Genomic DNA, 23,153 nt, shown 5'->3' on the forward strand with positions numbered 1-23,153 from the left:
TTTCACCGCACTATCTGATTGCAGCTTCTCAATCTAACAGTTCTGCGATTTTTAAGGTTAAGCGCTCAGCGTGAGCATTTTTCTATACGGTTAACAGATTTCCTGCGGCTGCATCCCCCTTGCGGGTAGGCTTAAGTGCCTCTGCGGAACTCCATTTTTCCTCAAAATACTGCTCCAATATCTCCACGAGCCGCCAATTATTAGACCACAAACTCGGCACAGGCACTTTTCTCTCCAGGGCAAAGGTGACTTGTTTGCCGTCAAAGATATGCATTCCCCATTCAACATTTGACAGGCACTTAGCCTCCAGCAACCGATTATATCGCTTCAACATCAGCTGCAGCATTGCACTATTTGCCACGGGCTTTGTGGTTAAGAACCTTATTTTCACTCCCCTCTCCAGTGGACCCTCAAACGCCTCCAAAATTTCGGGGAATACAAAAGGAACGCTTACATCCACTCTGCTCTCAGCTGAATCAAACAGTCTCTGAAGAGTGCTCGAGAGGAGGGTAACCTCGTTGGTTATGGAGAACTGCGGGCTATCATCTGCCTCCTCGGCTGTATGCAAGGAAATCGAGTTGAAATTATCCAACAGCGCATCCATGCTTTGGTGTATCCTTTCATCCTCTTTTTTCCTGTTCTCCAGCAAAATTGAAAGCCCAGTTTTTAGCTCGGTGGCGCGGAAAGTAATGGGTTGAGTTATCATTTTCTCAACTAGACCTTTCCTTTCAAGAATCGGCATCGCCGTGTAGATGTCTTGCCTTGCAATCTTTGATGCATACGCAATTGTTTGGGCGTTTGCTTGGCCAAGTTTGGCGAGGCTTAAGTAAATCCTTGCTTGTTTAGATGTAAGCCCCAAACCTATTAATGCTTCAATATGTTCATCCCTAAACATCCCCAGTAACCCCCAATAGCAGGTATTGCGGCTATTCTTTTTAAAATTTTTCCCTTCCCGTCGCAAGCGCCGCTTTTTACAAGCGTTTAAACGTTTTTCGACCAATCATAGCGGCAGAGATTCAGGAGAAAAGTAACATGATAAACACAAAAAAGATAGCTGCAATTGTAATTATGACATTGATGCTTGCATCAATCGGAGCAACAGCGATGGTGGCGCCTGCAAGCGGGCACACACCGAAATGGGAAATAAAAACCTACGCGTACGTCATCGCAACACCTGACCCCATCGGCATCGGACAAACCGTAAACGTGCTTCTCTGGCTGGACAAGATTCCAGGCGGAGCAGCCGCATCGAACACCATCCGCATGAAGAACTATAATCTAACCATAATCGCGCCTGATGGCACAAGAACCGAAAAAATCTTTGATGTAGTGCAAGACACCACTTCTTCACAGGGATACACTTTTAGTCCAGACCAGCTGGGCGAATACAAAATTTACTTCGACTTCCCCGGCATGACTTACACCTGGACCGATCCTCTTGCAAGCTACTTCGGACCCCCAACACCAAACGACAACACCAACGACACCTTCACACCCAGCAGCGCATCAACAACCCTGACTGTACAGGAAGAGCAAATCACAGCAATCGACACTTATCCGCTTCCAACAGAATACTGGACCCGACCAATCTTCGGTGAAAACCCAGGTTGGTGGACGATTTCATCTAACTGGCTCGGAACCGGTTCACCGGAATTCACCACGCTTCAATTTGGAGCTAACCGAGTTGTTTCTGGCGCAGTCGGCTCTGAAACTGCCCACATAATGTGGACAAAGCCAATCCAGTCCGGCGGTGTTGTTGGTGATGATGACTTCCAAACAGCAGGTGACACCTACTTTGAAGGCACAGCGTACCTCAACCGATACACCAACCCAATCATTATGGACGGCAAACTATTCTACACGGAACCCTTAGGCTACTCTGGCACAGAATCTGGAGCTACAAAATGCGTTGATTTACGAACAGGACAAATTTTATGGTCTAAGGAAGATGTTCCAGCGATGTCATTTGGCTACGTCTACGCATATCACGACATGAACTACCATGGCGTCTGGCCTCCAATCCTAGTTGCCGTTTCAGGCGGAGGGGGCTGGTTTGGTATGTCCTCACCTATGACTTGGATGGGTTACGACGGTGACACGGGCAGATGGCTATTCAACGCAACCAACATTCCCTCTGGCACAAAAGCGATGGGTCCGGAAGGAGAATACCTCCAGTATGTCATGGCTGACGCAGGTACCCCCGCTAATCCAAACTGGCGTTTGATGCAGTGGAACTCCTCTAAACTCGGTCCCTACGGCGGCATGATGGCAAACGGCGAAATAGTGGGCGTAGTCGATGGAAGCGTACCCGAACGATATGACTACAACGTATCAATCCCCTGGCATAACGGCATGACCTCAAGCGTAACATCAATCATCGCTTATGCTGGAGACGTAATGCTATGCTACAACGGCTCATTACCCAACGGCGGCTCACCCGCATCCTTCGGAGCACCCCTCAGCAGCACACCCTACACCTACTTCGCAGTAAACCTCAACGAATCCAAAGGCACAGTCGGCTCTATCCTATGGCGCACCACACTTAACCCACCAGCAGGCAACATAACCGTATTCCCAACAGGCATCGATCAAGACGACGGCGTCTTCGTTGAATACTACAAGGAAACCATGCAGTGGGTCGGATACAACCTGCGCACCGGCGCGAAAATGTGGGGACCCACAGAATCGCAATGTGCACTCGACTACTACGGCAGCGACTTCGGCGGCGTCATGACTGGGCAGCTTGCATACGGTAAACTCTACAGCTGCGGCTTTGGTGGCGTAATGTACTGCTATGACCTCAAAGACGGAAGCTTACTGTGGACCTACGGAAACGGCGAGGAAGGCAACAGCACAAACTCGGGCTTACAGACAGGACAAGGCACATATCCAACTGACATCTACGCAGTCGGCAACGGAGTAATCTACACCATCACCATCGAGCACACCTTCACAACACCCATCTACAAGGGCGCCCTATTCCGAGCCATCAACGCAACTGACGGAACAGAAATCTGGACCCTTCCAGGCGTCGGTTCCGGCTGGAGCTACGCTATCGCAGACGGCTTCTCTAACTTCTACAACGGCTATGACAACAGAATATACGTTGTCGGCAGAGGCCCAAGCCAAACCACAGTGAACGCACCTATGACGGCAGTAAACCTTGGAAGCTCACTTATCATCGGCGGCAAAGTCACAGATATTTCCACTGGCGCATCATCCGACGAGCAAGCGGCAAGATTCCCCAACGGTCTCCCATGCGCATCTGACGAAAGCATGACAGAATGGATGAGCTACGTTTACCAGCAAAGACCCCTCCCAACAACCTTCACAGGCGTTGACGTAACAATCAGCGTCATCGATGGTAACGGCAACTACCGCGAAATCGGCACCGCAACCACTGATGCAAGCGGCTACTACAGCCTCAATTGGACACCTGACATCGAAGGCAAATACACAGTCATCGCATCGTTCACTGGCACAAAAGGATACTGGCCATCGTACTCTGAAACCAGCTTCATAGTTGACCCCTCAGCAGCAACCCCTGCACCGTACCCAGAAATCGCCGCGCCACCCACCGAGATGTACTTTATCGGCTCAACGCTGGCAATCATACTGGCAATTGCAATCGTCGGCATCTTGCTTTTCAAGAAGCGACCATAGAACAGTCCAATCGTTCAATTCCCTTTTCCTTTTTTTGTTATATATGGATCGGCAAAGCGTCCGAAACAATTTTCCGGTCAAATACAGCGTTATCGATTAATTGTTCCATGTAGAATTACGGTATCTTATGCATAGTAAGGCATCCTACTGTGAGGCGCCTACATAGTGGACATGTACATTTGGGTTGAAGGCCACTTCTCTGGAACTCTCCGGGCGCTTGCTTCAATCTGCGTTATGCCCTCAATCTTTGCCATATGATCCTGAATCGTAAAAACCTGCCTGAGATCCCTGACAAGAGCAGTCACATGCAAGTCGAAGTCGCCGCTCGTCTTTGTTATTATTACAACATCAGGGATTTCAGCCAACGCATCCACAATATTGCTTGAGCAGTCCCGAAGCGAAGTGAAGGCTACATTGAAATCAATCAAGGCCTTGTAACCTAATTTTTTGGGGTTAACTTGTATAGAAACCTTGATTGCCCCCTGGTGAAGCATTCTCTCATATCTTGAAATCACTGTGTGAGTTGAAAGACCTATGTTTTTTGCGATTTCACGGAAGGATTCCCGGCCATTTTCGGAAAGCTTCTTAACAATTTCCAAGTCATAATTGTCATACTCAAAATTCCCGCTGGAGGCAACCGGGTTCTTCGCTGTTACGATTTGGTTTTCACTTTTTTCCTTGATTAACCTGAGGTTTTCTGGTATGGTTCTCACGTTAGTCCACAAATAAGCCTTCACTCCAGTGGTTGGCAGTTTGCGTCTAATCAATTCTTTAATACGGTCTAACTCGCTTAAGTTCCGGAGCCTAGCTATTACCCTAAAGTTATATACGCTGTTATACTGCCTAAACATTGTAACTTCAGTCGTCTCTTTAATAGACTGCAAAGCTTGCTCGATTTGTTGAAAATCCACCCGTAGCAGCAGTGTTGCAATGCCATCGTAGCCGAAGAGTCCATAATTCTTCTGGATGGTGGCGCCAGCTATAACGCCCTTCCGTTCTAGGGCATCGTAGCGTTTCCAAACTCGATTTTTGTCTGTTCCACATTCCTGTGCTAATTCATCGAAAGAAACGCGTCCATTGTAAAGTAGTCTTCTAAGCATCTTGGCATCCAATCCGTCAACCTTAACCACCTTGTTTTCTTTCATCGATTTTTTAGGTGCTTCCAAACTGCTTCCCTTCATGGTTTATGTTAGAATGTGGATATGTATTGCCTTGGGGAGGGCCACTTTGCCATCTGCGGGCTAAATCGGCTAATCTCAAAATCCATTTTGCTGATTCCATCGATCTGTGCAAGTACCTCTTTTATACTCAGCATCTGATCGAGGTTTTGGATCATAGCGTAGATTTGCAGATCATAGTCCCCCGTTGTTTTCATTATGCTGATAACATCCGGAATATGACTGATTCTATCGATTACAGACGGCAACTTTTCGATTAAAACTCCTGTGAAAAATATGCAGAGGGCTTTGTAGCCGATTTTTTGGGGGTTTACTTGGACGGTGACTTTAATCAAGCCGTTATCTCTTAGTCTCTCATATCTTTTCTTAGCGTTCTTAGAGGATACCCCTACAGCGTCTGCAAGGCTCGCCATAGATATTCTGCCTCTCGCTGTCAATGCATCCACGATTTTTTGGTCAACAGCATCAATCGAGATGCTTGAGACGCTTGCTGGCGGCAAACCTTTCACCTGACAAGCCCCGCCTACTCTGCACTCCTCAACTATCGCCAAGTTATAATTCATCTCTTTAACGTCCGTCCATATCGCCGTTTTCATTTCCAGAACTGAAAATTTCCTTTTTATGTTGTCTTTTATCTCGCTTAGCTGCGCAAGGGTCCTGAGGATGGCGACGACGTCTGTTTGCCCTTTGCTTCCATTGCTTGAATGACCGTAAATCTCTGGCATTTTCTGGAGGTAATTGGAGAGCTCCTCTGCCTGTGAAGGCTCAAAAGTGATGATTATATGTGCTACAGCTTTGAAGTCAAAGAGTCTATAGTTGATGTGGATGGTTGCACCGGTTATTATCCCCTCTTTCCCCATCTTTTTTATGTTTGCTTTCACTGCCTGCTTGGGGATGCCTGTTATTTTTGAAATGTCTTCTTCAGATGTACGTCCATCAGCTAATAGCTGTCTTAGGATTTTTGCTTCTGCAAAGCTGATTTGTTGTGTTACCGTTATTACCCTTACTGTATGCATGTGTGCCGCTTTTTAAATTAATCGCCATTTAATCTGGGCTGTATTGAGACTTTATGCGAGGGTTAATTTCATATTATGGTGTTTCTATATTTATTTTCGGCGATTTTGTGCAAGAATGGCGATATATGGAAAAGTTTTAAATAGCGCTTGATAAATAGTGCCTTCACCGAACTAGGAGAAAAGAAAGCAAACACTCTAAGCAAAATATTAAACTGCTGTTCAGATCGCAATTTGCGGTCTCTACAGCAGCAACCATTTCCTCGCTTTCCATAATTAAACTGTCGGCCCAGTAGGGTAGCGTCCGAGCGCATCGAGGATTTCTTCAGTGGTTGTTTTTTTGCCTACGTTGCGTACAAAATCTGAAGCCACCACGATACCTACAAGCTTATTGTTTTTTAGGACCGGTAGTCTTCGTATCCTATTGCTGGACATGATTCTTGCAGCTTCCTTCAGCGAGGTGTCAGGGTCGACGGTTATAAGCGTTTTAGTCATGACTTCTGTGACTTTCTGGTCAATCGAGGCCCGCTGCGCAACGATTCGCCGAATAATGTCACGTTCCGTGATTATCCCCACTGGAAACGCCTGAATAACCACGATTACGCAGCCGAGCCCCTTTTCCGACATAAGTTTTGCTGCATCAAACACGGTTTTACTGGCCTCTAAGGTAACCACATGTTTGGTCATGATGTCTTTAACATTAGCCATAACTATCAGGTAAGGAGAACCTTTTTTGGGATAAAAGCATTGTTATTTGACGGCTGGATGTGGGTTTTTTTTACGCAGCACCTCAAACCCACGTATTTTTGCTAAAATTACTTTGAAGTAGGCTTTTTTGCTTCATTTTACATTAAGTTTAAAAGGCTATCCTCTGAATAGTTTCTAAGTCTGGGCGAAAACAGTGAATGAACTATTAATACAGTCACTCGGCATCACTACCGCCGCTTTATCTTTAACGCTTGCTTACCTGTTTATCAAGGTATATCGATCCAAGCACTCGATTATCCTGATTGGTTTGCCCCTTGGCTTCTTTTTCCTATCGGTATCCTACCTTCTTCTTGCTGTACATCTACTCTACACTGTTTCGATTATCAGCTCCTTCTCCAGCTTTCTAATGTGGTTGCGAGTGGTAAGCCAAACCATAGGCTTTACTTTAATCGCCGTATCCTATTTCCTATCCGGAAAAAGCAAAGGAACAGTAAAAAAATACAATTTATTCACCATCCCGCTTTGGTCTATGATCGGGGTAATTTTGATTCTGGCTGCATTGGCTTTTATCGACCCCCAAGGATTGTACTCAGTATATTCCCTAAATCAGCTCTTCACTATCACTAATCTGGCTCTGTTAAGCTACATTCTATTCTTCACCGTTCGCAATATGGAGATGTATCCTACCAATGTTGCATGCTTGATCAGTGCTCCCGTTGCATTTGCTTTTGTTTGGCTGGGTCAATTCTCCTTTTTGATCTGGAAAATTGATGGGGGACAAGCCTCCTTGATTGGCTCCCAGATTGCAACGCTGGTAGGTTTAGCCCTGTTCATTCGAGTTTATTACTTAACCAGTAAGAGGTGCGCTCAACCCTTTGATGACTAGCAAGCGCAGCAAGGTCGACATCTACGCAGCCATTCTCGATTCCATTTGTCTTGAAGGGGGTAAAGATGGGCAGGCAAGTCCTACCCGGGTTGCTCACCGCGCTAATCTTCCCTATGATAGGTTCCAGAAGATACTGGACCATCTAGTCGAGCTGGATATGGTCCGTCGAACAGAGGCTGGTCTTCTGATTACTTCCAAAGGCCTCAAATGCTTCCGTGAAATGAGGAAAGCCAACGAGTTCCTCAAGAGTATGGGCTTATGTATATGAGGTTGATAGAAATCGCTTTTTACAGGCGCTTAGTTTAAAGCAGGTAATCGTTGATTTGGTTTAGGGATTCTATCTGTTGATTTATCGAGGTTTTATCGCTTGTTTATACTTAATGCAACTTCTACCCTGATGTATAGTTTCAAGTTCCAAGTTTTTACTTTAGCCGAAAAGTCACTAGATGTTCATCCAATTTAAATATCGGCTGGGGGTTGGAGTGGGGCTGGGCGAGGTAATTAACGATTGAATTGCCTAGCCCATAAATCTTTAGGAAAAAAGAAAATGCAAACAAGAAAAACTAAAACTATGGCTATAGCGGTTGCTATGCTTCTAATATCTTCATTGGCATTAGCGATCGTATCCATACAACCAACAAGCGGAGAAGTAATCAACGGAGTAAACTATGATTCAGCCACAGCCGCAGCAATCAAAGCAGGCATGACTTGGGGACAAAACGCTAACGCTTCAGCAAACCGTCTGTTGCTCTGGGACCGATTCCATGACAAGGTGCCAACTTGGTCATTTTTGATCGCCGCACCAAATCCAGTCGGTGTAGGGCAAACATTCAACCTGGTCTTGATGAACCCACAGGTTCCACAGGGCGCCCTACTGACCAATGACATCAGATACACCTTCAGCCTTAAAGTCGAAAAACCCAACGGCGAAATCGAGATGCTGCCTCCATCTGGCTCAGACAGGGGAAGCATCGAATCAGGCGGAATTATCAACGGCAAATACGTCTCTGACTCAACAGGATCAACTTTTGCAGCTTACACACCCGACCAAACAGGCAACTACACAATTACACTCTTCACTGACGAATTATTCTTCCGATGGAACGACACAGCCTCAATTAGAGACTGGACTGGCATCACTCTGCTAGCAAGCAACTATACACTCACAGTTCACGTGCAAGACGAGCAAGTATCATTGATTGGTTTACCAAACATTCAACCGACACCAACAGAATACTGGACACGCCCAATCGAAGGACAAAACGACCAATGGTACACAGTGTCATCGAACTGGCTCAGCGGCCCACGTGACCGTGACAATGGCGGCGGCGAAAACAGATACCAAGCAGACGGCATTGCACCCAACAGTCCACACATTCTCTGGACACGCCCAACTGAAGACAACGGCATAGTCGGTGGAGGAAACTACTCCCGTGACGGTGTTGGTAACGCATTCAATGCTGGCTCACAATACCAGCCAAGATTCACCAACCCAATCATCATGTACGGTAGACTCTACTACTCACCTAACGTCTTAAGTTCTGGTGCAAGTTCATTCTACGACTGTATTGACTTAAAGACCGGCGAGCTCCTCTGGGAAACCAACACTGGCGGAACAGACGTTCAAGGCTTACTAGGCGTTGCTACAACAGCGAACACACCACAATTCGGTTACTACTACAGCCAAGACGACGGTAACGAACACGGTATTCAAAACCCAGGCTGGCTATTCTCAAGCAACTTCCAAATCGGCTATCAACCAGAAAGAGGAATTCAATGGCTAAACATCACCAACGTTCCAAGAAGCGGAACCGGCGGAACACCAGGTGTATCCAGCACTTTTGACCTAAGCGCACCTAACGGAGAAATCCTAAGGTACGTAATCGGATCCAGCGCTGGCACTTACTATCTGGGCCAATGGAACTCATCCAAAGTCATCCCGATGCTACGCGCAAGCTTCAACCCACCAAACACAGCAATTGACGGCAACACCGCAGCAGCCTACGACTACAACAAAACACTCGCAGTCAAATTCAGCACAGCACCAACCATCAGAGCAGGAGTAGTTGGCGACTTCATATGGGGCAGCAACGGAACTTGGCCAACCGGCACAAGCGGACCGAACTATGCATACCCATCAGAAGTAACCATCTGGAAAATCAGCCTGAAACCAGAGAACTTCGGTCAGATAGTTTACATGACTAACCTTGATGTCGACGACGAGAAACTTAACTCAAACAACATGTTCGAAAGAGCAACCGGCTCTGAAAGACGCTTCGTAACACTCGAAGTTCCACAATGCATATTCCACATCTACGACATGGACACTGGCAAAGAAATCGCACAGACTGAAGCACAATCAGACTGGAACGCATACGGATACTTCACATGGCCAAGCCTCATCTCACAGACACAAACAAAGATGGCATACGGCATGCTCTACACTGGCGGCTACACTGGCGCAGTCTCAGCTTACGACCTTGACACCGGCGACCTAGTTTGGAGACAAGAATTCCCATCAGGCGGCGCTAAAATCCAAAACTACGTCCAAATGCTCGCTTTGATCAGTGACGGCAAAGTCTTTGTCGGCACACACGAGCACTCAGCAGACACACCACTCTACAAAGGCGAACGCGTCCACGCATTAAATGCAACCACAGGCGAGATCATCTGGGACATGTCCAGCTGGGCTTACCCCATGACTTTCGCTACCGCTGACGGCGTACTCATCTACTGGAACAACTACGATGCGCAGGTTTATGCCATCGGTAAGGGTCCAAGCCAGATGACTGTAACAGCACCTGACTTATCTGCAACTCTTGGCTCTTCTGTCACCATCAAAGGCACAGTCACCGACATCTCTGCAGGCACACAGCAAGACGAGCAGGCAGCACGGTTCCCCAACGGCGTCCCAGCAGTCTCTGACAGCAGCCAGGCGCAGTGGATGGAATACGTGTACATGCAGAAAGGCAGACCAACCAACGCAACCGGTGTCCCAGTTACCCTCTCGGTGATTGATGGCAACGGTAACTACCGCGAGATCGGCCAAGCCACAAGCAACGCAGATGGCTTCTTTAGCTTTAACTGGAAACCAGACATATCCGGCACTTACACCGTTTACGCTTCATTCGCAGGCAGTGAATCTTACTGGCCCTCACATGCAGTCACAGCCTTCAGCGTTGACGAAGCTGCAGCAACCGCAACTCCAGTTGCACCCGTTGAATCAGCCGCAGACCAATACTTCATTCCAGCCATCGCAGGCCTGTTTGTAGCAATCATAGCCATCGGTCTTTTGACCATGCTTTTGGTGCTACGCAAAAAATAAATAGCCAAAACCAAACAATCCTTCCCTTTTCTTTTTTCTTTCTTTAAATAAGCAATTTAAGTTCTCAGGTTGGTCTCTCAGACGCCGATTCTAACCCATTTTTCAGCTATCAAACCGTGGCGGCGAAGCGTTAAAGTTAATATTTGCGAGTGATGTTTCTCTGTAATCTGCAGCCCGTTGGTGTAGTGGTCAAGCATAGGGGCCTCTGGAGCCCTTGACGAGAGTTCGAATCTCTCACGGGCTACTTCTGATTAGGCATGAATTTGTACTTTTTTTGCCATGAGTTCACATAGGCATATTTCATTTTTAGAAGTAGTCGGCGGTAAGAACTTTTAGGACGACTACTTTATGGTTATGTTGCAGTCAGCGTCGCAACAGCCTATTTCTTGAGACGTTAAATCGCCTAATGTTTAATCGCTAACACAAAAGTTCCTAAGGCAACCGAACTTCTCCTAGTTAACCCCAGTTTAAGTAAGCTGAAATTTGGAGTCAGGAAATCTTTACTATTTTGTTTACAAGCTGTTCAGCAGTTTCGTGTTTTTCGGCTAAATTTATTTGTAGGTACGCCGCATGCTTGTTTTGGTAAGGCGGCTTATTGGTTGAAAAAAGCGTTAGCACCTTTCCGTGGTGGCTAATGTGGTAGCCTTCGTCGTAGAATTGGTGGCCTCGAATCAGGATTTTGACATCAAGGAGTTTGAGGATTCTGTCGGATACATCTTCGCCGAACAATCTTCCAGCGCCGCGCGGTGAATCTTCCACGCCGTTTGATTCCTCCATGGGGTCACTCCACAACATTTCCTCCAAATGGCTCTCCGCAGGATGCTTTTTGCCCGCGAACTCTATGTCTTCAATAGAAGCAGCCTTGCTGGGCAAACCTGCATGGATAAAAGCCAACTGCCCCTCAACTATTGCTGCATTGTAGAGTTTGCCGAATAGGTTGCGGAGTTGAAGGTAGATTTTCGCGGTTGCTTTGCTGCCGAATCTGTCCACAAGCTGCATGGGCAAATCATGGGGGCTGGGCATCAAATCGCCGGGGCCCTCGTGGTTGCCCCTTAGAAGAACAACCCTTGATGGAAACATTTCCTTTAGTTTCAGCACTACATAGTATACCTCAGGCGAGAGAAATCCGCGATCGCCATAATCACCCAGAAAAATTAGGTAAATTCTTTTGCGTTCTTTTGCTTTTTCGATGAAGCCGCTTTTTTGTATGATGGTTTCAAGGCACTGCAGGTCCCCGTGAAGGTCTCCGATAACTACCACCTCGCCTCTGGGGGAAATCCTGCGGATTCCCATGTCTGCTGAGACCTTCCTGTTTTTGCGTTCCTGGTCCAGCAAAGAGATTGCGTGTTTGACTAAAAGCAGAAACTCCTTGTCATTGGCATGTTGAGATTCCTGAACAAGAGTGTTGATGTTTGGAGTTTTTTGCATTTTGAACGGCATCCTGGTGGGTTGCCTTGTAATTAAGCTCCTACCTTTTTGATTAGTTTTTCTGCCGTGAAGTTGGTAGTTAGCCAAGTTCAGTCCAGCTTAGCTTCAACTACCCGAGGGAGTATTTATGTTAATGCGAACTTGCCAGTTGGTTCATCTAGCCAAGTGGTTACACAATCTTTCTCTTGATGTGATAAAACTATTATACCGAATAAAAGTAATCGTTTGCTTAAATGCGGGGAACGAAAGGATGAAAGTACAAATCAACGTTTCGTCAGGTCCAATGAGGGGACACAAATTTGAGTTCTCCGAACCAGATGTTTTCCTTGTTGGGCGAGCTCCAGACTGCCATTGTTGCCTGCAAAATGACCCCCGGATGTCACGGCACCACTTTATGCTGGAAATCGCTAAAAACACCTGCACGGTCCGTGACCTTGGAAGCTTAAACGGAACCTATGTTAACAACGTAAAATACGGCGGCAGGGACAGCGGCGAAACCCCAGAAGAAGCAGCCAAAAAAAACAGGTCGGTTCAGTTAAGAAACGGCGATTGTATCCAGGCTGGAGAAACCCAGATGCATATTCTGATTGATTTGTCTGCGCCAGTAGAAGAAGCGGTTTTTTGCTCGAAGTGTGGACGACAAATTGAAGAGAAAGCGCATCGAGCAGCCTTGTCCATTAGTAGTTGTCCTCTCTGCGCTAAATGTAAAGACAATGTTCTTCAGTCTGAAGAACTGAAAACGGACAAGAAACCCGGTGAAGATTTGGCTGACAAGGTTGTTTGCCAAGTTTACGATGAGACTAAGCAGGGGCTTCCCCACATACCCGGTTACCTGATTGTTCTAAAGTTGGGTCAGGGAGGTTATGGAACCGTCTATTTTGCCAAGCGCCTCAGAGACGGAAAAGAGCTTGCCTTAAAAACATTAACTCCCCTCAACAAAGCCGTAACAGAACGTGACGTTGCCCTTTTTCAGCGTGAGATGGATGTATGTATGGCACTTCGTCATCCTAACCTTGTTTCTTTTGAGGATCAAGGCTTCACTGAAGGGTTGCTTTACTTCGCAATGGAATACTGTTCAGGGGGCAGCCTCCATGACCTGGTCTTAAAAAGAAGCGTGCTGTCGGTGAACGAGGCGCTGCCTATTATGCGGCAAGTGCTAGATGGCTTGGCATTTGCTCACCAAAAAGGTTATGTTCACCGCGATTTAAAACCTGCAAACATACTCTTCGCTGACAGAGACCATGCAACAGCTAAAATATCTGATTTTGGGATGGCAAAAAATTTTCAGAAAGCTGGCTTTAGCGGCCTCACTTTGGCAGGCGAATACGGCGGCACAGTTGATTTTATGCCTAAAGAGCAACTGCTCAACTACAGGGATGTCAAGCCTGTTTCAGATGTTTTTTCGATTGCTGCAACCTTCTATTTCATGTTAACGGGCAAACCAGTTTATGATCTTGAAAAAGTCGATGATCCCTTGAAGGCTGTTTTGGAGGATAAGATAGTGCCGCTCTCGCAGAGAAGACAGGTGCCTAGCGATGTCGCTGATGTAATCGAGAAAGCCCTGTCGCCTGAGGTGGAGACACGTTTTCAAAACGCTGCAGAAATGAGAGAAGCCTTAGGTTGACAAGTACCATTTGATTCCATGGCGTAACCGCACGGTTGCATCTGTTAACCTTGATGGCGATAAACCTTTTATGTTTAAAATGGCGTAAGAAGGTAAAGCCCTTAAGTCCTTTCACGGTACCATAGGTCCATACCGATAGAACGACGCACTAGCAGGGAAAGTTGGGGAAAAAATGCTCAAAAAATTCAAGGAAAAACCAAAACAAATTACCAAACCATTGGAAAATCAACCCCGCCAACAGGATGTAGCGGAAGATGTCAAGGAGATCGAAAGCTCATTTTTCAGAGTTGACCGCGAATTCAAGGCTTACAGCGACGCTCTCGATAAAATTGCCATTACTTTGATGGAGATTAAAAGAGAGCTTGTCCGACAAGAGCAGGCGATGTGCGAAAAATACCAGAAAATAGCCATGGAGAAAGATTTAGCCACCGAAAGCAACCTTCGCCTCATTAAAAGAATTCTCCTGCTTAAAAACGACTTACAAGGGAACGCACAAAAACTTTCTGAAAAGCCCCTCGATGAGGTGCTACAGTTGCTTCAAGCTGACCTTTTCGGAATAGTTGACAAAGAAAAAGTTACCAAAATACCCGTCACGATTGGCGCAATATATGATCCTCTAACTTTCGAGGCCGTACCTGGACCAATAAACAATGAGGTCCCCGAAGGTACCATAGTCAGGGAAATACTGCCGGGCTACTTCTGTGGGTCAAAGAAAATACTCAGCGCAAAAGTAGAGGTTACAAAAAAAGGTGAGGTTGCTAAACAATGAGCGAACGCAAGGTAAATTTGGAAACGATGAAATGCCTAGGTATTGATTTTGGAACAACAAACACTGCCGTTGCGTTCTTTGACAACGCGCAACCACAAAAGAGGATTATCTCGATTCCATATCAGGGTGCTGCAGATTTTCTAATGAAAAAAACGGTACCATCCGCAGTGTACTTTGACGAACAAGGGGATCCAAAATATTATGGAGAAGCCGCGATTGAGGCTGGAAAAACCAAGCCCCATTTACTTGTCGACAAAATTAAGCGCATCATAGGAAAAACATACGAGGTAGCAAAGAAAGATCAACTGCTTGAAAAAATCGCGTATCAAATTGTTCCAGGCAAAGTTGTAACTGATGGAGGGGAATCCGAGAAAGAAAAACAGCATGAAGCCCTGGTTAGAGTAGGCGAACTGGTCATGAAACTCTATCGTCCAGAAGAAATTGCCGCCATGATTCTGGCAGAAGCAAAAAAAGACGCAGAAGCTTATCTCAAAGCGGAATTCGGCTATGAAAACTTGGACTACGACTTTATTGTCATTACTTTCCCAGCAAACTTTAACGTAACACAAAGGGAAAAAATTGAGCAAGCTGCAGGAATGGCTGGTTTCAACAAAGAACGCTTATTATTTGTCAATGAACCCACCGCCGCAGCTTTTGATGCTGTGTTTGAAGGAAAAATCGTTGACAAACCAGGCATAGGGCCAAAGAAGCATGATGTATTGGTTCTAAACATCGGTTCAGGCACCACAGACCTTGCGTTGGTGCAGCTTCGGTCAATTATGAAACCACAATCTTCCATGACAAGTTCGAGGTCGAATCTTAATGCGCAAAACAGGATTAAGAGAAGAGCAGACACCGTTGCAACTGGCGGCAACTCCTCCCTCGGCGGAACAGACATGGATATTGAGATAGTCAACTGGGTGATTGGACAACTAAGGAACAAGCCAGACTTCAATGAAAAGTTCGCCCCTGCCGGTCGACAAATGCTTCGATTCAATGCAGAAGACGCAAAAATCTCAATCTCCGAGGGAAGATGCCGCCAGACCCGCATATTGATCCCTGGTTTTGAAGCGATGGGACCAATTCTTGACGCTAAGAAGTTGAATACAATCGCTCGAAGCGTAGCTAGTAAATGCATCATCGAGTACAACAATATTCTTTCAAAGACAAAAATCCAAGATTCAAATTACAGCGAGATTATCCTCACTGGCGGTCCAATGGCGATGGGGGTTGTTAGGACCATGGTAACCTCAGAGTTCATAGCGCCAATTTTTAGTTGCCCAACCTGCAGCAAACAACTTCATGGCATAAGACCAGACGACGAATTCATTGGTCAAACGACAGGTTTGCCCGATGACAGAAAAGGCACAGCCAAGACCAATGCATGGCTCTATATCCATGACTTAGAAGGCAACAAAGGCGAAGAGCCGAATTGCCGCGAACACCTAATTTTCCAAGATGGAACACATTACGAAGTATCAAACACCGGTTCTGATGACAAAATTGAATGCACAATTGCTAGTGCGTTTGCTCTGCAGTCACGAAACCACACGGTAGTGGAAGGAAAGCCTGATGATCCTTTCGACCCAATGATGTGTGTCGCTCGAGGTGCCGCGATTAGCCCGTTGATTGAATACACTTCAACCCTTCCCCACACTATCCGAGTCCTAGTTAAGGGGCAGAACACTCGTGAAGTCATGAAATCAATAATTGAGCTGGATACGCAGCTTCCAGCAAGACTACATGAGAGTTGGCTGCTAGACCCATGGGAGTGCCACCTTGAAATCCACGTCTTGCAGGATATTGACGAGGAAAACAACGAGACAAAGTTTGACTCTAAAACAGAAACCTACTACGGGAACTTTGCTTATTGGGGCGATACAGAATATGCGCTTAAACCATCCGGGGCTGAGAAAAAACTGTTCTTTGCGATTGACGTGAAGACTCCTGAAGCGGATAAAATCCAGCTTTTCATCTTTGAGAATGAATCACAACTTGCAAATTGGCTAATGAGCCCAGATGGTTCCCAAGGTACACCTCTCCAGTTTAGACAAAGACAGGGCCCCTATACTATCAAACCAGAAGGCGACATTGAACTTCAGCGGGCTTGGTCTGCAATTTGGGCAGCCCTCCGCGGAGAATCGGTGGAAGGGTTCAAACTAATCTCTGATGCAACTGATCTATTTCGGTCAGCGGTTTCTTTGCGCGAGGACGGCTACAAGCTCTCAGCTGAAACAACACGGTTGGTTGACGAGGCTTGGCCAAGTTTCGGGCCTATCTACTTCTACATGAGGGATCACGCTGAAGAATTCAAAAAACAAAACTTAGGTGACAAGGAGCTTTTAGAAACTTCCAAGACTGTTGCCCAAGCAATAATTCACGATGGCAAGTTCTACCCTGAACTCGAAAAAGTGATGAGAGATAACAATTGGGAGGCTGCATTGGCAAATATGGCGATAAGCACAGAGGCAATAGGCAAACTGATAGCAAAAATCGAAGATGCCATAGGCAAAGCGGCAGGGCTAAAGCAAAAGGCGGGCGACACCATTTTGAGGTTAGCCAGCGCCCTTGAGTCAGACCTTCAGTTCCTTAAGGCACACGGCAACCAAGAAATTCTCCTCAAATCCGAAGAAGGCAGCCGCTTCATTCAAGCAACCCAAAGAGTCCAAGCGGTATTGACGAATCTAAACGCAGTATAGCGAAACATCAGAAAAGCAAGGTGGAAGACCGATTGAAAGTAGGAAGAAAAACCGTTGGCAGCATAAGAAGCAAGATAGCTCTTCTTGCTTTCGCCGTTTTCCTTCAAGTCCTTTTTTTAAAAATCGCAAAGGGAGAGCTTGGTCGATGACTAACATGCTACCCCTTGCGGTTGCGCAGGCGGCATTGCCTTCTGAGGGTTCATGGGATTCATTGATAATCGGCATAATATTCTTCATGGTTGCATGCGGAGCAACCCTATCGGTTGCCAAACGAAAAAACCCAAAGCAAGACGCCTTTTATGTTTCAAAGAGGAGTATTCTCTCTGTCTGCTGCGCCTTAAACTTTATTGTGGGAGCCATTGTAGTTCAAATCGCCGCTACAGCAGCGTATTTAGCGCTCTTCAACGGCTTGCTGAACAGCCTGGTGATCGCGACGCTGGTTCTTGTTTGGGGTCTGCTTGCACTTTCAAGCGGAATTTATGCCCTCTTCAAAAAAAGCGTTCTCCCTCTGGGCGCAGTTGCACTCAGCATGTTAGCTATAGTTTTAGGCGTCACCGATAATCTAGGCGTTGCTGATTTCTCAAGCGTTCTGTCCGCTTCAGTGTCTATGGTCGGAGTGACAAGCGGCGTTTTCTTTCTCTTCGGCTTGATTTCGCTTATGGCAAGTGTAGGTGCAGCGGTCCTCTATGTTCCTCAAAAGCTTTCCGTTACCCTTGCGCCTAAAGCTGTAACCGTAGAGATAGGAAAATCTCATAAACTGGTCGCAAGAGCTTCCGGAGGCGTCCCCAACTACTCTTTCAAATGGCACGTCAACGGCCAACAAGTCAGCGACGATGCAGTATCAGCCTCCCCCGGCAAAGGCGCAGTAGAGTCAAGCTTCATCCTTAAAGCAAGCAAAGTTGGATCAAACGACATCTATGTTGTTGTAGAAGATCACCTGTCCCCGCTCGATAAGCGTTCCACTGGCTTTGCGGGCAAACGATCAACCGCAACTTCCCAGACTATCTCGGTAACTGTGGTGCCCGCTCCACTGGTTACTCCTATAATCAGCGCTTATCCATCAACCATTGACGTGGGCCAATCCTCACTTATCAGCCAATCAAAACCTGTGTCAGGAGGCGTTAAACCCTACAGCTACCAATGGCTCCAAGTGGACTCCATTGGGCAAGCCTCCGCTATTCCCGATGCAACCAGCGACAAGTATACACTCTACATTCCAGAAGGCACGCGCCTGGGAACAAAGGGTTTTCAACTCAAAGTTAATGACTCTTTAGGCACGGTTGTAGTTTCAAACGTTGTCTCGGTTAAACTTAATGCTGCGCCTACGGTTGTAATAGCCGCCGAATCGCAAAAAGTCGATGCTGAAAAAACATTGCTAATTAGGGCTACTGCTTCGGGGGGAACGCAGCCTCTGGTTTACGGGTGGTATGTTAACAACCTAAAAGTGGCTCAGGGCACAGAGAGTGTTTACTGTTTTGTTTCACAAAGAATTGGTACAAACGAAGTCTATGTAACAGTTGACGACAGTGCTACCCCAGCGGTCAGCGCAAAATCTAATGTCCTCTCGATATTAGTTGCTCCAATTCCGCTGTCTGCCCCTGTTGTTGGCGTCAAGCCATCCTCAGTCGCCGTAGGACAAACTGCCGTGCTCTCTGAAACCAAGATAGCACATGGAGGAGTTCCTCCTTACCGCTATCAATGGCTTGAAGTTGTCGGCAATAGGCAACCAACCCTGATTGAAGGTGCAACCCAGCCTCAACTCCGCGTCCTCGGCGAGGAAAAAGCGATTTCAGAGCCCAGAAGCTACAGTCTTCGCGTTACTGATTCTGCAGGTACAGTTGTGGAGTCAAACCGAATAGGAGTCAAAGTCAATCCGCCTCTTACAATAGAAAGCATAGAACCACTGATGGGTATTGTTGCCGTAGGCCAACCTGAGACACTGACTGTTCAAGCGGTTGGAGGCACAGGAGAATACCGATACGAATGGTACGTTAACAATGGACGCGTGTCAGGAAACGGTGCGAGTTTCGATTTCTCAGCGAAGCAAACAGGTCTCTACAAGATTTACGTCAAGGTATACGACAGCGCTGAGGTATCGGTAGTTGGGCAATCTGAAACATGCAGCGTAATCAACTGCATACTGCCAAAGGCAGCTGCCGACATCAACAAGTGGCTCAACGACGAAGACTGGGACAGAGTAGTAGGATTTGACCTTTTGGAATTTGTTCAAAACACCGAGTCTGAGGAGGACTTTCTTTCTAGTCTTGATGTGTTTAGAGATTGCATAGAAGACTACTGTGCAGACCAGTCAGACCAAAATCCGCAAGATTGGCCTCGTAACTATACCAACGCAGCCATAACCCAGTCATACCGTGCCCTGCAATCGGGCCAAAGAAACCTGCTCTACACAAGACGCATCGCTCCGAGAATTTTTAACGACTGGAAGCTAACAAGAACAGAGGACATTGAGAAACGTACAGGCTGGATGAATACGGTCCTTGAAGAAATCAAAAAAGACGTCGAAAAACCATGGACTGAAAGAAACATTCAAACGGTAACCCGCAACCTGCAACTGAAAATTCTAGGGCAGATCGGCTTAGATATCGGTATGTACCTTGCAGGCAAAGAGCAGAAGCGGTATCAAGAATCGCTTTTCTTCCTCAAAGATGCAGTGAACAGAATACCTCGGTCAAACGATAGGTTCTGGCTAGCAAACAACTGGCTTGGCGTGACATTGGGAAACCTCGACCGCTACAGTGAAGCCATACCATACCTGCGGACGGCTGTGGAAGTACACGGATCCGAGGATGATTATCGACTGCTGATTGGTGCGCTGATGCAGCAAAAGCAATGGGGCGAAGCAAAACGAGTCTGTGAAGAGTTCGGCAAGAAATTAAAGTTCAGCAGCTCTCAGGACATTCTTTACTATGCCATCATCCTTGCGCACCTGGAAGAATTTGATGGCGCTCTGTATATGGCTAAAGAAGCCGAAAAATACGCTAAGCAGGAGAGGGACACGGAAATGGAGAAGACCTGCAATGGTTGGGTTGATCAACTCCAAAAAGTGGTCAACCAAAGACGCAACAATCCGTATGGATATTACAGGTAATGAGGAAACCAAATATGACGAGAACCCCCTTAAAACCGGCCAATGCAAGGCTACATAAAAAAAATAGCTTACTTGTTTCCTTACTTATTGTCAGTGCCATAGTGGTGCCTCTTGTCAATCCACCAATGTTTACCGCTGCTGTACCTACGCCGTATGTTATTACAGGCAGCCTCTCACCAACCAACGTTAATTACCATACAATATCGAATGTCGCTGCAGGCGACAGACTTGTAGTTAACATTACATCTACCATTAGTAGCGGTTACAACTTGGGATTCCACTCGAAAATCCTTTACCCAAACCTAACTGCAGCCCAGTCCTTAACAAGTTCACCGTACTACCCAAGTAATCCCCACCAGTACAATTTTACCGCTGCGGTGAGCGGAAACTACTATCTAATGATTTATGACGCCACCTCCTCAATGAACTATACAGTAACTTCTAGCCATTCTGTTTCTTCAGAGAAGCCTCCTGTCTTGACTCCTTATGTGGTTTCTGGAAGCTTACCGGTTAACATGATAAACTACCATGCGATATCAAACATCCATCGGGGCGACGTTGTTTTGCTCACTGTAAACTCCAGCATCGGTAGTGGCTACAACGTCGGGTTCTGGTCTGCCATTATGTACAGTAATCTTTCGACTGCTGTAGCCATAGACAGTTCGCCATATTATCCTGGGAACCCTCATATCTACCAGTTTATCGCACAAGCGGATGGACCTTATTATGTTGAGGTTTATCATGGGACTTCAGACCTTAATTATTCCATTACTTCAAGTCACCCTGTTTCTTCTGAGACGCCTCCGGTATTAACTTCTTACACGGTTTCGGGGAGCTTGCCTGTCGACACCATAAACTATCACAGGATAACTAACATTCATCGGGGCGATATTGTTTTGCTTAGTGTTAGTTCTAGTATAGGCAGCGGCTACAATGTTGGATTTTACTCTGCTATCCTTTTTAGTAATCTTTCGACTGCTTTTGCCATAAATAGTTCGCCGTATTATCCTGGGAATCCTCATATTTACCAGTTTATTGCGCCAATTGATGGGACCTATTACCTTGAGGTTTACCATGGAACTCAGGACCTTAATTATACAGTTACTTCAAGCCATCCGGTCTCTTCGGAAAAACCGCCTGTATTAACTTCTTACACTGTTTCCGGCACTTTGCCTGTTAATATGATTAACTACCACCAGATCATTAACGTACATGCCGGCGACATTGTTTTAGTCAGCGTTAGCTCCAGCATCGGTAGTGGCTACAACGTCGGGTTCTGGTCTGCCATTATGTACAGTAATCTTTCGACTGCTGTAGCCATAGACAGTTCGCCATATTATCCTGGGAACCCTCATATCTACCAGTTTATCGCACAAGCGGATGGACCTTATTATGTTGAGGTTTATCATGGGACTTCAGACCTTAATTATTCCATTACTTCAAGTCACCCTGTTTCTTCTGAGACGCCTCCGGTATTAACTTCTTACACGGTTTCGGGGAGCTTGCCTGTCGACACCATAAACTATCACAGGATAACTAACATTCATCGGGGCGATATTGTTTTGCTTAGTGTTAGTTCTAGTATAGGCAGCGGCTACAATGTTGGATTTTACTCTGCTATCCTTTTTAGTAATCTTTCGACTGCTTTTGCCATAAATAGTTCGCCGTATTATCCTGGGAATCCTCATATTTACCAGTTTATTGCGCCAATTGATGGGACCTATTACCTTGAGGTTTACCATGGAACATCCGACTTAACCTACATAGCGGTTTCTAGTCATCAAGTATCAGGCTTGGTCCCAGCGCCCGTGCAATCCGACTTCTCTTTCAGCCCACTGAGTCCTCAAGCAAACAGTAAGGTCACTTTGACCGACCAATCACGCGGCAATCCTGTTACTTGGCAATGGAATTTTGGCGACAGTTCCACCACAAGCACCCAACAGAACACTGACCACACCTATTCAACTTCAGGCGATTTTACAGTGACTCTGGCTGTCACAAACGCAGCGGGCAGCACAAGCACCTTTAGCAAACCAATTCACGTAAGCCCTGCGCCGACAACTTCGCCTACTACGCAACCGACGACTCCGCCTACCACACCTCCCAGTGGGAGTGGACCACAAGCTGACTTCACAGTCAGTCTGCAAAGGGTTCTAGTCCTCGACACCGTTAACTTCCGGGACGCATCCACAGGAAACCCGACTGCTTGGCTGTGGGATTTTGGTGATGGCCAAACAAGCATGGAGAAAAACCCAAGTCATGTTTACCAAATAGTGGGCACCTACACGGTTACACTTAGAGTGTCCAATGAATATGGCAGCGACACCGCCACAAAACAGGGCTTCATAACTGTTAACCCGTTTGTTAAGCCAATCGCTAAATTCGGCATAAACGATGTGTCCCCGATTCAGGGAAAAGTGAGAGCATATGTTGGGCAAACACTCCAGTTCTATGACCTCTCAGAAAGCACTGCAACCAGCTGGCTCTGGGATTTTGGCGATGGCACAACGAGCGCACAGCAAAATCCAACCCACATCTACTGGCAAACAGGCAATTACACGGTGGCACTTACCGTCACCAACTCAGCGGGCAGCGACACACAAATAATTGACAGCGTTCTAAACGTTGCCTCCGACCAGTTTACTCTTCTGTTGTCGCCTGAAGTGAATGTTGGAATACGATTGTTTGCGGTGCTACTGACTGGTGGAATAGTTCTCTCGATGGTTAGGCGTTCTAAGCACTCATAGGACA

At 46.5% G+C, this 23,153-nt stretch carries 14 protein-coding genes and 1 tRNA gene; 10 read left to right on the forward strand and 5 right to left on the reverse strand.

All coding sequences use genetic code 11. The annotated features are described in order from the left end of the window. Nucleotides 1-82: 82 nt before the first annotated feature. The gene (locus NWE93_00195; protein MCW3998642.1) at nucleotides 83-895 is read right to left on the reverse strand and encodes a hypothetical protein; all 813 of its coding nucleotides are present in this window, start codon (nucleotides 893-895) and stop codon (nucleotides 83-85) included. A 137-nt stretch (nucleotides 896-1,032) separates the two neighbouring features. Between NWE93_00195 and NWE93_00200 the strand changes: the two genes are divergently transcribed. Beyond that, nucleotides 1,033-3,663, forward strand: coding sequence for a hypothetical protein (locus NWE93_00200; protein ID MCW3998643.1), 2,631 nt, complete (start codon nucleotides 1,033-1,035; stop codon nucleotides 3,661-3,663). 158 nt (nucleotides 3,664-3,821) lie between these two features. On the opposite strand, the gene NWE93_00205 is transcribed toward NWE93_00200, so the two are convergent. From NWE93_00205 to NWE93_00215, 3 genes are all read right to left on the reverse strand, one after another. Beyond that, the gene (locus NWE93_00205) at nucleotides 3,822-4,829 is read right to left on the reverse strand and encodes an Lrp/AsnC family transcriptional regulator (protein MCW3998644.1); all 1,008 of its coding nucleotides are present in this window, start codon (nucleotides 4,827-4,829) and stop codon (nucleotides 3,822-3,824) included. Nucleotides 4,830-4,852: 23 nt separating this feature from the next. Beyond that, on the reverse strand, nucleotides 4,853-5,857 hold the full coding sequence (locus tag NWE93_00210) for an Lrp/AsnC family transcriptional regulator (GenBank protein ID MCW3998645.1): 1,005 nt from the start codon (nucleotides 5,855-5,857) through the stop codon (nucleotides 4,853-4,855). A 273-nt stretch (nucleotides 5,858-6,130) separates the two neighbouring features. Then, nucleotides 6,131-6,562 (reverse strand): CBS domain-containing protein, encoded by a 432-nt coding sequence (locus tag NWE93_00215; GenBank protein ID MCW3998646.1) that lies wholly within the window; start codon nucleotides 6,560-6,562, stop codon nucleotides 6,131-6,133. A gap of 193 nt (nucleotides 6,563-6,755) precedes the next feature. Between NWE93_00215 and NWE93_00220 the strand changes: the two genes are divergently transcribed. The 4 genes from NWE93_00220 to NWE93_00235 all read left to right on the forward strand — a co-directional run bounded on the left by NWE93_00220 (nucleotide 6,756) and on the right by NWE93_00235 (nucleotide 11,017). Next, nucleotides 6,756-7,448 (forward strand): hypothetical protein, encoded by a 693-nt coding sequence (locus tag NWE93_00220; GenBank protein MCW3998647.1) that lies wholly within the window; start codon nucleotides 6,756-6,758, stop codon nucleotides 7,446-7,448. Beyond that, nucleotides 7,441-7,716: a winged helix-turn-helix domain-containing protein gene (locus tag NWE93_00225; GenBank protein MCW3998648.1), complete on the forward strand. Its 276-nt coding sequence runs from the start codon at nucleotides 7,441-7,443 to the stop codon at nucleotides 7,714-7,716. The genes NWE93_00220 and NWE93_00225 overlap by 8 nt, the downstream gene beginning before the upstream one ends. A 279-nt stretch (nucleotides 7,717-7,995) precedes the next feature. Further along, nucleotides 7,996-10,773, forward strand: a complete 2,778-nt coding sequence (locus tag NWE93_00230; protein ID MCW3998649.1) for a PQQ-binding-like beta-propeller repeat protein — start codon at nucleotides 7,996-7,998, stop codon at nucleotides 10,771-10,773. 171 nt (nucleotides 10,774-10,944) lie between these two features. Next, a tRNA-Gln gene (locus NWE93_00235) sits at nucleotides 10,945-11,017 on the forward strand. A gap of 245 nt (nucleotides 11,018-11,262) precedes the next feature. On the opposite strand, the gene NWE93_00240 is transcribed toward NWE93_00235, so the two are convergent. Beyond that, nucleotides 11,263-12,201 (reverse strand): serine/threonine protein phosphatase, encoded by a 939-nt coding sequence (locus NWE93_00240; GenBank protein MCW3998650.1) that lies wholly within the window; start codon nucleotides 12,199-12,201, stop codon nucleotides 11,263-11,265. A 574-nt stretch (nucleotides 12,202-12,775) separates the two neighbouring features. Between NWE93_00240 and NWE93_00245 the strand changes: the two genes are divergently transcribed. From NWE93_00245 to NWE93_00265, 5 genes are all read left to right on the forward strand, one after another. After that, nucleotides 12,776-13,825, forward strand: coding sequence for a serine/threonine protein kinase (locus NWE93_00245; protein ID MCW3998651.1), 1,050 nt, complete (start codon nucleotides 12,776-12,778; stop codon nucleotides 13,823-13,825). 172 nt (nucleotides 13,826-13,997) lie between these two features. Further along, nucleotides 13,998-14,594 carry a nucleotide exchange factor GrpE gene (locus tag NWE93_00250; GenBank protein MCW3998652.1) on the forward strand — a complete coding sequence of 199 codons (597 nt, stop codon included), beginning with the start codon at nucleotides 13,998-14,000 and terminating at the stop codon, nucleotides 14,592-14,594. A 26-nt stretch (nucleotides 14,595-14,620) separates the two neighbouring features. After that, nucleotides 14,621-17,293: an Hsp70 family protein gene (locus tag NWE93_00255; protein MCW3998653.1), complete on the forward strand. Its 2,673-nt coding sequence runs from the start codon at nucleotides 14,621-14,623 to the stop codon at nucleotides 17,291-17,293. Between the two features lie 145 nt (nucleotides 17,294-17,438). Beyond that, nucleotides 17,439-20,402, forward strand: a complete 2,964-nt coding sequence (locus NWE93_00260) for a hypothetical protein (protein MCW3998654.1) — start codon at nucleotides 17,439-17,441, stop codon at nucleotides 20,400-20,402. Nucleotides 20,403-20,503: 101 nt separating this feature from the next. Continuing rightward, nucleotides 20,504-23,149 carry a PKD domain-containing protein gene (locus NWE93_00265; GenBank protein MCW3998655.1) on the forward strand — a complete coding sequence of 882 codons (2,646 nt, stop codon included), beginning with the start codon at nucleotides 20,504-20,506 and terminating at the stop codon, nucleotides 23,147-23,149. Nucleotides 23,150-23,153: the final 4 nt, after the last annotated feature.

The sequence above is a fragment of the Candidatus Bathyarchaeota archaeon genome (genome assembly GCA_026014735.1).
In the GTDB taxonomy this organism is placed as follows: domain Archaea; phylum Thermoproteota; class Bathyarchaeia; order Bathyarchaeales; family Bathycorpusculaceae; genus Bathycorpusculum.